Annotated in this window: 9 protein-coding genes; 2 read left to right on the forward strand and 7 right to left on the reverse strand. The window is 61.7% G+C overall.

Annotated features, from left to right (window positions below; all coding sequences use genetic code 11):
* Positions 1–17: 17 nt before the first annotated feature.
* The gene (ngg, locus tag CUR33_RS09280; protein ID WP_289239398.1) at positions 18–1757 is read right to left on the reverse strand and encodes an N-acetylglutaminylglutamine synthetase; all 1740 of its coding nucleotides are present in this window, start codon (positions 1755–1757) and stop codon (positions 18–20) included.
* Between the two features lie 73 nt (positions 1758–1830).
* Positions 1831–3600, reverse strand: a complete 1770-nt coding sequence (locus CUR33_RS09285) for an N-acetylglutaminylglutamine amidotransferase (RefSeq protein WP_289239399.1) — start codon at positions 3598–3600, stop codon at positions 1831–1833.
* A 111-nt stretch (positions 3601–3711) separates the two neighbouring features.
* On the opposite strand from CUR33_RS09285, the gene CUR33_RS09290 reads away from it, so the two are divergent.
* Complete coding sequence (locus tag CUR33_RS09290) at positions 3712–4185, forward strand: MarR family winged helix-turn-helix transcriptional regulator (RefSeq protein ID WP_289239400.1); 474 nt, start codon at positions 3712–3714, stop codon at positions 4183–4185.
* Between the two features lie 37 nt (positions 4186–4222).
* Here CUR33_RS09290 and dacB read toward each other — a convergent pair whose 3' ends face one another.
* Positions 4223–5671: a D-alanyl-D-alanine carboxypeptidase/D-alanyl-D-alanine endopeptidase gene (gene dacB / locus CUR33_RS09295; protein ID WP_090248117.1), complete on the reverse strand. Its 1449-nt coding sequence runs from the start codon at positions 5669–5671 to the stop codon at positions 4223–4225.
* A gap of 234 nt (positions 5672–5905) precedes the next feature.
* Between dacB and CUR33_RS09300 the strand changes: the two genes are divergently transcribed.
* Positions 5906–6247 carry a YggL family protein gene (locus CUR33_RS09300; RefSeq protein ID WP_289239401.1) on the forward strand — a complete coding sequence of 114 codons (342 nt, stop codon included), beginning with the start codon at positions 5906–5908 and terminating at the stop codon, positions 6245–6247.
* Between the two features lie 60 nt (positions 6248–6307).
* Here the strand turns inward: CUR33_RS09300 and CUR33_RS09305 are convergent, their stop codons facing one another.
* The 4 genes from CUR33_RS09305 to CUR33_RS09320 all read right to left on the reverse strand — a co-directional run bounded on the left by CUR33_RS09305 (position 6308) and on the right by CUR33_RS09320 (position 13016).
* Positions 6308–9265: an HD domain-containing phosphohydrolase gene (locus CUR33_RS09305; RefSeq protein WP_289239402.1), complete on the reverse strand. Its 2958-nt coding sequence runs from the start codon at positions 9263–9265 to the stop codon at positions 6308–6310.
* Between the two features lie 99 nt (positions 9266–9364).
* A complete protein-coding gene (locus CUR33_RS09310) occupies positions 9365–10435 on the reverse strand; it encodes an FUSC family protein (RefSeq protein WP_160084969.1) in 1071 nt (356 codons plus the stop codon).
* A gap of 3 nt (positions 10436–10438) precedes the next feature.
* Entirely contained in the window at positions 10439–11770 is a 1332-nt protein-coding gene (locus CUR33_RS09315; protein WP_289239403.1) for a deoxyguanosinetriphosphate triphosphohydrolase, read from the reverse strand.
* An 82-nt stretch (positions 11771–11852) separates the two neighbouring features.
* A complete protein-coding gene (locus CUR33_RS09320) occupies positions 11853–13016 on the reverse strand; it encodes an EAL domain-containing protein (protein ID WP_160084967.1) in 1164 nt (387 codons plus the stop codon).
* Positions 13017–13072 lie beyond the last annotated feature (56 nt).

Genomic DNA, 13072 nt, shown 5'->3' on the forward strand with positions numbered 1-13072 from the left:
AAGGGCTGGGGAAGGGGTTAGCTAGGCGTTTGGCTCAGGGGGAACAGCAGGTCGATAAAGCGCTCGGCTGTAGGTTGCGGCTGGTGGTTGGCCAGGCCAGCGCGCTCGTTGGCTTCGATAAACACGTACTCGGGTTGATCGGCCGCAGGCACCAGCAAATCGAGGCCGACCACCGGAATATCCAGGGCGCGGGCGGCTTTTACTGCAGCATCGGCCAGCACCGGGTGGAGGATGTCGGTGACGTCTTCCAGGCTGCCGCCGGTGTGCAGATTGGCGGTTTTACGCACGGGCAGGCGTTGGCCAGCGGGTAGCACGCTGTCGTAGTCCACCCCGGCGGCATGCAGGGTGCGCAGGGTTTCAGCGTCCTTGGGAATGCGGCTTTCGCCTTCGGTGGCGGCTTGCCGACGGCGACTTTGCGCATCGATCAGTTCGCCGATGCTGTGTTGGCCATCACCGATCACTTCCGCCGGGCGGCGAATGGCGGCGGCCACGACGGCAAAGCCGATCACCAGAATGCGCAGATCAAAACCTGGGTGAAAGCTTTCCAGCAAGACGCGGCTGTCGAAGGTACTGGCGCGTTCGATGGCATCCTGCACATCCAGCGGCGTGCGCAGATCCACCGCCACGCCCTGGCCCTGTTCGCCATCCACCGGCTTGACCACCAGGCTGCCATGCTCGGCGAGAAACGCGGCGTTGTCCTCGGCGCTGCCGGCCAGGCGCTGGGCGGGCAGGTGCAAGCCAGCGCGAGCCAGAGTGCGATGGGTCAGGCGCTTGTCCTGACACAGGGTCATGCTGACCGCGCTGGTCAGGTCGCTCAGGGATTCCCGGCAGCGGATGCGCCGGCCGCCGTGGCTCAAGGTGAACAGCCCGGCGTCGGCGTCGTCGACCTGCACTTCGATGCCGCGGCGCAGCGCTTCATCGACGATGATTCGCGCGTAAGGGTTCATCGGTGTATGCGGGCCAGGGCCGAGGAACAGCGCTTCGTTGATGCCGTTTTTGCGCTTGATGCTGAAGGTCTGCAGCTCGCGAAAGCCCAGCTTGGCGTACAGCCCCTTGGCCTGTTCGTTGTCATGCAGTACGGACAGGTCCAGGTAGCTCAGCCCGCGGCTCATAAAGTGTTCGATCAGGTGACGTACCAGCACTTCGCCGACCCCTGGCCGGCTGCAGCGTGGGTCGACCGCCAGGCACCACAGGCTGCTGCCGTGGTCCGGGTCCTGATAGGCCTTGTGGTGGTTAAGGCCCATCACGCTGCCGATCACCGCGCCGCTGTCTTCATCCTCGGCCAGCCAGTACACCGGCCCACCGAGGTGGCGCGGGGTGAGTTTGCCGGTGTCGATCGGCAGCATGCCGCGCAGTTGATACAGCTCATTGATCGCCTGCCAGTCCTCGGCATTCTGTGCCCGGCGCACTCGGTAACCGCGAAAGCCCCGGCGCGCTGGGCGGTAGTCGGTAAACCAAAGACGCAGCGTATCGGAAGGATCGAGAAACAGCTGCTGCGGCGCTTGCGCGAGCACCTGGTGCGGTGCAGCAACATACAGGGCGATATCACGCTCGCCGGGTTGCTCGGTCAGCAGATCACTGGCCAGAACGGCAGCATCCGGGTAGGTGTGGCCGAGCAGAAGGCGGCCCCAGCCGCAGTGCACGGCTTGAGGTTCGCTGCGCGGGGCGTTGTGGTCCTCGGCCAGGCGCGCCTGCAGGCGCTCGTAGGAAGGCGCTTGGCCGCGCAGCAGGCGTTGATTAAAGGCAGTGGCACGCATTGGAGGGGTTCCTTTGCCGTGAGCAGGTGGCGGATGCTGCGGTGGCGGGTGTGTACCCAGCCACTGCAGCGCTCTAAAGGCCGTGTTCGTTCAACCAGAGATTCAGCGCGGCTAACTGCCACAGCTTGGAGCCGCGCAAAGGCGTCAGTTGACCGTGCGGGTCACTCAGCAAACGATCCAGCATGGCCGGGTTGAACAGGCCGCGATCCTGGCTGGGGTCGAGCAGCAAATCACGCACCCAGCCGAGGGTGGCGCCTTCCAGGTGCTTGAGGCCAGGTACCGGGAAATACCCTTTGGGCCGGTCGATGACGGCGCTGGGGATCACCTTACGTGCCGCTTCCTTGAGCACATGCTTGCCGCCATCCGGCAGCTTGAAACGCCCAGGGATACGTGCCGAAAGCTCGGCCAGGCGATAGTCGAGGAACGGCGTGCGCGCCTCCAGACCCCAGGCCATGGTCATGTTGTCGACCCGTTTGACCGGGTCATCGACCAGCATCACCGTGCTGTCCAGGCGCAGCGCCTTATCCACAGCGGCCACGGCGCCAGGCTGGGCGAAATGCTCACGAACAAAGTCGCCGGCCATGTCGCCGGTCAACCAGGCGGGCTGCACGCAGGCGGCGTATTCGTCGTAATCACGGTCGAAGAACGCCGCGCGGTAAGCGTCGAAGGCATCTTCGGCAGCGTCCACTTGCGGATACCAGTGGTAGCCGGCGAACAGCTCATCGGCGCCCTGGCCGCTCTGCACCACCTTGCAGTGCTTGGCCACCTCGCGTGACAGCAGGTAGAAAGCGATGCAGTCGTGGCTGACCATCGGCTCGCTCATAGCGCGAAAGGCCGCTGGCAGTTGTTCGAGAATCTCGTGCTCACCGATACGCAACTGATGGTGGCGGGTGGCGAAGTGCTCGGCGATCAGGTCGGAATACTGGAACTCGTCACCGCGTTCGCCGCCGGCATCCTGAAAGCCGATGGAGAAGGTCGACAGGTTTTCCACCCCGGCTTCACGCAGCAGGCCGACCAGCATGCTCGAGTCGACGCCGCCGGAAAGCAGCACACCGACGTCCACGGCGGCGCGCTGGCGGATCGATACCGCCTCGCGCATGCCGTCGAGCACGCGCTCTTGCCATTCTTCCAGGCCGAAGGCGATTTCTTCGCGCTGCGGGCCGAATGTCAGGTTCCACCAGGTCTGCTGTTCACAGTTGCCTTGGGCGTCGATACGCATCCAGCTGGCCGGTGCCAGTTTCTCCACCCCAGCCAGCAGGGTGCGCGGTGCCGGCACCACGGCGTGGAAGTTCAGGTAGTGGTTGAGGGCGACGGGATCGAGGGTTTTGCCGATGTCACCGCCGGCCATCAGCGCCGGCAAGCTGGAGGCAAAGCGCAGGCGCTCGCCAGTGCGTGACAAGTACAGGGGCTTGACCCCGAGGCGGTCGCGGGCGATGAACAGCTGCTGGCTGTCGCGCTCCCAGATGGCAAAAGCGAACATGCCATTGAGCTTGGGCAGCAGGTCTGCGCCCCAGGCGTGGTAGCCCTTGAGCAGCACTTCAGTGTCGCCACCGGAGAAGAAGCGATAGCCGAGGGCTTTCAGCTCCTCGCGCAGTTCCGGGTAGTTGTAGATGGCGCCGTTGAACACCATCGTCAGTCCCAGCTCGCTGTCGATCATCGGCTGGCCAGACGCTTCGGCCAGGTCCATGATCTTCAGGCGGCGGTGGCCGAGGGCCAGCGGGCCCTGGCTGTGAAAGCCGTGGGCATCGGGGCCGCGGGCGGCCATGTGGTGGGTGATTCGCTCGACTGCAGCCAGGTAGGCCGGTCGTTGATCAAAACGTAATTCTCCAGCGATTGCGCACATAATTCCTTACCGGTATTGCCGTTGGGGAGTGGTTCGGGGCTGCCGAACCTTTTACACCAAAACAAAATAATGATTTCATGTCAAAGTTTTATATCGAATTAAAAGGCGTATATGCTCGATAAAAAGGTTTCTACTGAAATAGATTTGTCATCTATTTCGGCCTTCGAACTGCCGCTGTTTCAGGCGTTGCGGCGTTTGCAGCAGGCCGGGGAAGTACATGCCAAACGGCTCGGTCGCTTTGGTGGGCTGACGCCGATGCAATTGATGATTCTGCAGGTGTTGGCGGGAGAGACGCGCCTGACGGCCAGCGACCTGAGTGGTCGTGTCAGCCTGACGGCTGCGACCCTGTCCGGCATGCTCGACCGGCTGGAGGAGCGCGGCCTGCTGCAACGTCAGCGCGATGATCAGGATCGGCGCCGTCAGTGGTTGCTACTCAGCGAGCAGGGCCGAACCCTGCTGCAACAGGCTCCGAGCCTGCTGCCGCCGGAGTTTGTCGCGCGCTTTGCCGGTTTGCAGGAATGGGAGCGTCACAGCCTGACTGCCGCGTTGTTACGCGCGGCTCAGCTGTGTGGGGAGATGGAGTAAACGCCGCGCCCTGAACAGGCGCGGGATTGAGCGAGGCCTAGCGCTGGGCGCTGAGTTTGGGCTGCTTGTACAGATCGATCAGCACCTGATCGAGAATCGACGAGGCGCCCCACGGGCGTGGGTCGTTGAGGATGGCCACTACGGCCCAGCTGTTGCCATTGCTGTCGCGGCTAAAGCCGGCGATGGCGCGCACGTTATTCAACGTACCGGTCTTGATTCGCGCCTCGCCAACCAGCGGGGTGCGGTGCAGGCGTTTGCGCATAGTGCCGTCCATTGCCACCAGCGGCAGTGAGGCCATGAACTCAGCGGCGTAAGGGCTCTTCCAGGCCGCCTGCAGCAGGGTCGCCATTTCCCGCGCACTGACCCGCTCGGCACGTGACAACCCGGAGCCGTTCTCCATCACCAAGTGTGGCGCGGTGATGCCTTTGCGCGCGAGCCAGCTGCGAATCACTCGTTGCGCTGCCTTGCTGTCGTCCTGGTCGGCGGAGTTGCGAAACTGCGCGCCGAGGCTCAAGAACAGCTGCCGGGCCATGGTGTTGTTACTGTATTTGTTGATGTCGCGGATGATCTCGGTCAGGTCCGGCGAATAGGCGCGGGCCAGCAGACGGGCTTTCTCTGGCACTGGCGCGAGACGGTCCTTGCCCATGATGCTGCCGCCCAGTTCCTGCCAAATGGCGCGGATGGCGCCGGCGGCGTAGCCCGGGTGATCCAGCAGCGACAGGTAGGTCTGCGAGCTGCAGCCTTCGGCCAGTTTGCCGGTCACGATGACCGTGGTGCCGTCAAATTCGGTGACCGGGTTGTAGCGCACATCCGGCCAGCCCGGGCATTTGGCTGCCGGCAGGGCTTTGACGCGGTTGTCGATGCGAATAGAGGCAATCGGCGGCTCGGCGGCGATATGCACCTTTCCACCTTCGGTGCGGGCGATAAAACGCAGCGCCTTAAGGTTGACCAGCAGTGAGTCGGGGGCCACCAGGAACGGCTTGTTGGCGTCGCCGCCGTCGTCATTGAAGCTGGGCAGCTGTGGCTGTACGAAGTGGCTGCGGTCGAGTACCAGGTCGCCCGTCACCTGCAGCACGCCGTTGGCGCGCAGGTCGCGCATCATCAGCCAGAGCTTTTCCATGTTCAGCTTGGGGTCGCCGCCGCCCTTGAGGTACAGGTTGCCGTTGAGCACGCCGTTCTTCAGTTGGCCGTCGGTGAAGAATTCGGTTTTCCACTGGTGGGTCGGGCCTAGCAGCTCAAGCGCGGCGTAGGTGGTGACCAGCTTCATGGTTGAGGCCGGGTTGACGGAGATGTCGGCATTGAAATAAGTGCTATTACCCGGGCCGTTGAGCGGCACGGTGACCACAGACAGTGACTGGCTGCTGATCTTGTTGGCTTTCAATGACTGTTGAACTTTGTTTGATAAGCCCGGGGTGGCGGCCGCCAGCGGCAGGCAAACAGGTAATAGCAGGCCGGCGATGGCCAGGTGACGTAGGCTTTTGATCATGGGCGACTCCCCTCTAACTGAGGGACAAAGGTGACGCGAGGCATCTAACGAGGTTCCGTCGCGGGTTGGGATAATGTTGGCAATTATGCCCCAAGACAGTTCCGGCTGAGTGGCAGTAAATGCGATTGGCCGGGCTTTTCTGCGGGCTATCGGTTGACCTGTCGTCTTCCAGACGGGCGCGTAGGCCGCGAAACTGCTAGAGTGCCGCGCGTTATCACTTTTGAGGATTGTTCCATGGCTACTAACCGTTCCCGCCGTCTGCGCAAAAAACTCTGCGTGGATGAATTCCAGGAGCTGGGCTTTGAGCTGAACCTGAGCTTCAAACAAGACCTGAGCGATGCAGCCATCGACAGCTTCTTGGAAGATTTTCTGCGTGACGCGATGGTCGCTAACGGCCTGGGCTATGTCGGCGGCGATGACTTCGGTCTGGTATGCCTGTCCAAGCGTGGCTCGGTCAATGAAGAGCAGCGTGCAGCTGTTGAAGCTTGGCTGAAAGGCCGTGACGAGCTGGTAGATTTCACTGCCAGCCCGCTGATCGATGTCTGGTACCCAGACAACTCGATCAATCAGGCCTAAGACCTGTGAGCAGGGCATGCATCGCGCATGCCCTGTTGCTTCGCCCTCCTGCAATTTCCGTCAGTCGCTCAGTCCAGCCTTGGCCAGCAGCGCAGCGATATCAACCTGATCAATCTGCTCGCGGCGCAAAAAGCGTTCGGCGTATTGCAGGTAGATTTTCTCCCGCACGAACAGCCCGAACAGCTCGGGGTCGATGTGCGCGCCCTTGCACATGCCCGCCATGATGTTGAGTGATTCAGACAGCAGTTTGCCTTTCTTGTAAGGCCGATCCACCGCCGTCAGCGCTTCGAAGATGTCTGCAATCGCCATCATGCGTGCCGGCAGGCTCATGTCTTCACGCTTAAGGCGTTTGGGGTAGCCCGTGCCGTCCATTTTTTCGTGGTGACCACCGGCAATTTCAGCGACGTTGGCCAGGTGCGCTGGGAAGGGCAGGTGGCTGAGCATGCGGATGGTCTGCACCATATGGCCGTTGATGATGAAGCGCTCCTCACTGGTCAAGGTGCCGCGTCCAATGCCGAGGTTATAAAGCTCGCCGCGATTGTGTTTGTAGTGCGGTATGTCCAGCTTGAAACCCCAGGGGTTGTCCTCGGCGATCAGTTCACTCTCAGGGCGCTCGATCAGGTGTTCGGGTTTGTCGCTTAGAAGCGTTTCCTGCACCGGTAAGGGCTGCGCCGGTGTACGCGACTGGCGCAGGTTTTCTTCCCAGGACACACCCAGGCGATCATCCAAAGTGCGCGCCCAGGTGCGTGCGCCGATGCGGCGCAGGCGTTCAAGATCGGCTTCGGCCATGGCTTCACCGCCCAGGTTGCAGCGGGCGATAAAGGCAAATTCGTCATCCAGAGTGGTGAGCAGTTCATCGCGCGCCTGGCCGAGGTTAGCAGCATCGCCACCTTGGCTGAGGTTCTCCCAGTAGCTGATCCAGGCATCGCGCTTGAGCACTTCGAAGCGCATGCGCACTTCGTGGATACGATCACAGATGGTTTCCAGCTTGGTGGCTTTATCCACCACGTATTCGGGCACAGTGACCTTGCCGCAGTCATGCAGCCAGGCGGCGATATGCAGGGCTTCCCATTCTTCTTCACTGGGTTGGTAATCGCGGAATGCGGCTTCTTCGCTGGCTTCAGCCGCGCGGGCGAGCATCAGTGTGAGTTCCGGTACACGCTGGCAGTGGCCGCCGGTGTAAGGGCTTTTGGCGTCGATGGCGCCAGCGATCAATTGGATAAAGGCGTCGAGCAGTTTCTTTTGTTGATCGAGCAGGCGCTGGCTCTCAATGCACAGCGCCGCGACGCCGGAAACAGCCTCGACAAAGGCAATGCGCTCGGGGCGTAGCATGGCCAGGTCGGTTTCGTCACCGCTGTCGCGGTGCAGCAGTACCAGCACACCCAATGTCTGACCCTGACGGTTGTGCAGGCCGGTGCAGACCAGGTGCGCACGTGGGCTGTCGAGGGTATGCAGCAGGCTCTGGAAGCCCTGCGCATGCTCGAACCCCAGCGCCACGGTGACGCTCGTGCCGCCGGTGGCCGTTTGCGCTAACCAGCTGGGTAGGGCGGGGTCATCGGGGTCGAAACTTGGGATACGGTGTTCTTCCAGGTTGTGTTGCTGCTCGTTGATAAATAGGCCGTACGGCTCCAATCGGCCGCTGCTGCTGTCGCGCAAATACAGCAGGCCACCGCTGGCTTCGCTGAGGTCGACGGTTTCACGCAGCACCCGGCGTAGCAAGGCATCGAAACGGGTTTCCGCTGAAAGCGTGGCGGTGATGTCGAGGAAACTGGAGATGGTGTCCTTCATCTTTCCCATCGACACGGCCAACTGGTCGACTTCCTTGACGAAGGAACGGCCGCTGGCCGGGTAATCGAAATTGAAACTGCGAATAGCTTCTGCCTCGCCCACCAGCAAGCGCAGCGGTTTGACCAGAATATTGGAAAGCAGCCAGCCCAGCGGGATGCATAAAAGCAGAATGCACAAGGTCAGTACCGCGCCCTGCCAGCGGATGCGGTAGGCATCCGCTAGCAACTCGCTTTCCGGGGCCAGCAGGGCCAGGCGCAATCCCTGCGGGCCACCTTCGCTGAACTGGCTGTAAGAAATCTGCCAGCGCTGTTTATTCAGGCGCACGGCGCCTTGGCGATCCGCGTCGAGCCCGAGGCTGAGAAAGTCGGCCAGCACTGGGCTTAGGTCTTTGACTTGCGCCAGTTGCAGTGTTTCTCCTGGGATTACTAGGCGCGCGCTGTCCGGGTATGCAACCGCGCTGCCATCGGGGCTGTACAGCACCACTTCGGTAGAGGTGGTCAGGCGGTGTTCGGCCAGGGTGGCGGACAGGTCATCAAGGGTCAGGTCGGCCCCCACCACTGTGGTTTCAGTGCTTTTGCGAGCCAGGGTGGTGCCAATTTCTCCCGTGGAGAAGAAGGCATAGGGCGCGGTGGTGAAGTGCTCAGGGCTCTGCAGAGCACCGTTGTACCAGGGGCGGGTGCGCGGGTCATAGGTTTCTTTAAGGTTCTGCCGCCGGCTAATCGGTTGCAGTTGTTTGTCGAAGAACAGGTATTCGGAGTCCAGGCGTTGTTCACTGATGCGGTCGATGCTCCACACTTGATAGGCCGCATTGTCGGGTGCAAAGAAGATCTGCCGCAGCTTCTCGCTGCGCAGTGGGCGCACCATAAAGAAACTGCCATCGCCATAGCCGACATAGATTGAAGCCAGCTTGGGGTTGTCGCGCAGCGCCTGGCTGAAAATCGGCAGCATGACCATTCGTTCGTGGCGGTCGCGACCACTAAGCTGCTCGTTGCGCGCGAGCAGGTTGATCATGTTACGAATCGGTTGGTAGGTATTGCGCAGACTGGCCTGCACTTCTTTGCGCATCTGGGTGAACAGCTGGTCGCTGCTGCTGAGGATAATCTTGCTGGTCTGCTGATAGTTGAAGTACCCCAGCACCACCCCGGAGCCCAGCAACAGCAGGGTAAACAGCACGCTGATATGGATATGGAGCGGAAAACGTCGTTCCTTGGACCTTAGTGTCTGCTGCATCCGCGCATGTCCTTTTATGCCTTGGCCAAGCGCAAAGCATAGTGGAGCGTTGTGCGTTTTGCCGTGGCGCGGATACAGGTTTCTTGGGCTGCAACAGCTCTAGATTGGGCCTGTGCTGTGCTTGATTTTTTGCAGATTGTTTCGATGATCTAGCCAGCGCTCCAGGCCATACACCAGCAGCGCAACCAGCAAGGCCAGGGCCACGCCAAGCAGGCTGTTGAACAAACGCACCTGAGGTAGCTGCCAGTCATGTGCCAGGCTTTCGGCCAGCAACACGAAGCACACCGTCGTTTGCAGCACAAACAGGCCGTAATGGTTGGCTTGCAGGGCACGGCTAAGGGCGATCAGCGGTAGCAGTGTGGCGACCATCAGTGCCGGGTTTTGCATGCTGTGACCGAGCAGGATCAGCAGTGCTGCGGCGCCCAGGCTGGCGAGGATCGATTGCACGGCCCTTACCAGACTGCCTTGGAAGTCCAGCTGCAGGGTGGTCACTACAGTCAGTGTCAGCCAGTAGCCACGGTGCAACTCAGCCAGGTTGACGATCAGCCCGGAGAGGGCAAACGCCAAGGTGCAACCCAGTGCATGCAGGCGCCACTTTTGCTGTGGCAGGCGTTTGGCGTGGCGTTTGAGCACCTTGAATATGCTGATAAAACGCGGCATATACGGCCACATGCGCAAGCCATGCATGCCGCGCAGGCCAAAGGCCAGCAGCATCACCCAGAGTCCACCGAGGATGAACAGCATGGCAATGGCATACGGGTTGTTCAGTGAGCCCAGGCCCTGCTGACCGTGGCCGAGGCACAGGCAGATGGCCAGGCCGATGCCCAGCTTGCCGGCTTCGCTGCCAAAGCGCTGCAACCAGGCGAGCAAGAAACCAAACACCGCGAACACCAGCAAGCTGGCATAGGGATGGCTGGCTGACCAGAAGCCCAGCCCGGCGCTGCAGGCGCCCAGGCCGCAGAGCATCAACATGCGCAGCATGCCCAGGCGGTGTAGGGGGTTGGCTTGCGCCGCTTGGAAGGCGCCCGCCGAGGCCCAGAGAAAACCCGGGTGAGCGCTGAACAGCCCGAGCAGCAGCGGCAGTGCACAGCCGAAGCCGGCAACCATCGCGGGGCCCCAGGCGGGCGGCCCGGCATGCCAGCTGAAGGTTTGTCGCAGTAGGCTCGTCATGGCTTATACCGGGCTTGAGCGGCCCGTCATCTCGCGGGCCATTTCAGTAGCGTAGCTGTCAGTCATGCCGGCGATAAAGTCGATCATCCGCAGGAATGATCGGTACAGCGGCCAGCTTGGGTCGGGTGCGTTTTTACCGAGCAGGTCAAGGATGCGTCGGTTCTTGAACGACGGTGTGCGCCCGCCATGCTGCTCCAGCGCTGCGCCGCAGAAGGCATTTAGCAGGATTTCCAGGGTGGTGTAGGCGCCGATCTCATGCAGGGTTTTGCGCTTGTCCTGAAAGATTTTCCGTCGGGCCATGTCCTTGGCGCTTTGCACACAGCGCTTGGCGGTGCCGTGCATGTGCTCGACCAGATCACCCTGCAAGGTGCCGGCGAGCAGGGTATCCTGCTGTTCGACAAAGGCTTCGGCGGCGGCATTGGTCAGGTGTTCAATGGCTTTGCCGCGCAGGATCGCCAGCTTACGCCGCCGAGAATCGTCGGGGCCGAGCTGGCGATAGGTTTCCGGCAGGTCATCGCCAACCAGGTCGAGCAGAAGCGCCTCCACTTCGCTGTAATCGAGCAGCTCCATCTCCAGACCGTCTTCCAGGTCAATCAGGCCGTAGCAGATGTCATCTGCCGCCTCCATCAGATAGACCAGTGGATGACGCGCCCAGCGCTGTTCTTCCAGTTGCGGCAGGCCGAGTTTGCCGGCGATCTGCTCAAGCAGCGGCAACTCGCTCTGGTAGCAGCCGAACTTGTGTTTCTTGTAGCCCAGCGCTTCGGCGTGACGTGCGGTCCAGGGGTATTTCAGGTAGGTGCCGAGCGTTGCGTAAGTCAGCCGGGTGCCACCGTCGAACTGGTGGTATTCCAGCTGGGTGAGTACGCGAAAGCCCTGGGCATTGCCCTCGAAACTGAGAAAGTCGCCACGTTCGGCCGCACTCATCGAATCCAGCCAGCCGCGTCCGGCGGCCTGCTGGAACCAGTGGCGGATGGCGTCTTCACCGGAGTGGCCGAAAGGTGGATTGCCGATGTCGTGGGCCAGGCAGGCGGACTGCACGACCATGCCCAGATCGCTCGGCTCGCACCAGTCCGGCAGGGCATCGCGGATCATCTCGCCAACGCGCATACCCAGCGAGCGGCCCACGCAGCTTACTTCGAGCGAGTGGGTCAGGCGGGTGTGGATATGGTCGTTGCTGGAGACCGGGTGCACCTGGGTCTTGCGGCCCAGGCGGCGGAAGGCGCCGGAAAAGATGATGCGGTCATGGTCTTTGTGAAACGGGGTGCGGCCCAGTTCGGCGACGCTGTGCGTCGGCTTGCCGAGTCGTTCACGGTTGAGCAGGGTTTGCCAATCCAAGGGTTATCCTCGCCGTTACCTGGCTGTGGCAGCTAGCTTCGGGGTTCTAAGCCGATGATGCAAGGCGTGCGGCCCTACGCAGTCAAAACCCCGCAGCGTCGATATCGATCAGCAGCAGCCGTTTGCCGTTGTCGATGAATTGCCCGGCGGTCAGGCAGTACTGGTTGGTGGTGGCATCACGGTAGGTGCTGGAGAGAATCAGCCGGCGTTCTTCCCAGCCTTCGGCCAGCAGTTGATAGAAGTAGGGGCGCCATGACCAGTTATGCCCGACGTAACGCGCATCGCTGTGCCAGCTGTGCTCGCGCCACTCTAGGTTGGCGGTCAGTTGGGTGCCATGGCGGTCGCATTGGTAGATGCGCAGCAGCCATGGGTAGGCGTGCGGTTGCGGTAGCTGATCGGGCTGTGAGCCGCTTTCGATCCAGGTCTTGAAGCTGTTCATCAGCTCACCGAGCTGCTGGCGCAGGGTCATCAGTCGTGCGCGTTCGGCGAGTTTTTGCTGCACATAGTGGTCGCGCAGTTGGGCAAAGCGTTTGACGAATGCGCTGCTGCTGAAAAAGGCTTCTTCGGGTTTGGCAAACAGATAGCCCTGCACATAACGCGCGCCGCACTCCAGGGCAAAATCCAGCTCGGCCTCGGTCTCAACGCCTTCGGCAATGATCCAGCAGCCGGTTTTTTCTGCCATCTGCGCCAGTGCCTTGACGATCTCGCTGCTTGGCCCGCCACGAGCGGCTTGCTGAAACAGGCGCATGTCCAGCTTGAGGATGTCCGGCTGCAGGGCTAGCACGCGGTCGAGCTGCGAGTAGCCTGCACCAAAGTCGTCGATGGCGATGCGTGCGCCGGCTTCTCGGTAGCGCTCCACCACGCCCGGCAGGCGTGAGCTGGCACCGCCCAGCTCGGTGATTTCAAAGACGATACGTGCAGGGTCGATGCCACTGCGTTGCAGTTGTTTGAGGCTGGGCAAGGCTTGTTCAGGGCGCAGCCGGCTAATCCAGCGTGGCGAGATATTCAGGCTGAGAAACCAGTCTTGCGGGGCCTCATGAAAGCGCTTCAGAGCTTGTTCGCGGACTTCGCGGTCAAGGCGGCGCAGGGCGGTGGGTGGGGTCTTCGGGTCACTGAATAATGGGCCTGCCGAGTGCAGCTGGCCATCAGCGCTGCGCAGGCGCGCCAGTGCTTCGACACCGGCAATACGTCCGGTGGCGGTATCGATAAAAGGTTGAAAAACAGCAAGCGGTTGACCGTTGAACACTGCGCAGTTCCTTAGCCAGGCAGACGCCCTGGTGGGCGGCGAAGCCAGGTGACTAA

Origin of the sequence: Pseudomonas sp. FEMGT703P (assembly GCF_002786345.1) — a bacterium.
GTDB lineage: Bacteria > Pseudomonadota > Gammaproteobacteria > Pseudomonadales > Pseudomonadaceae > Aquipseudomonas > Aquipseudomonas peli.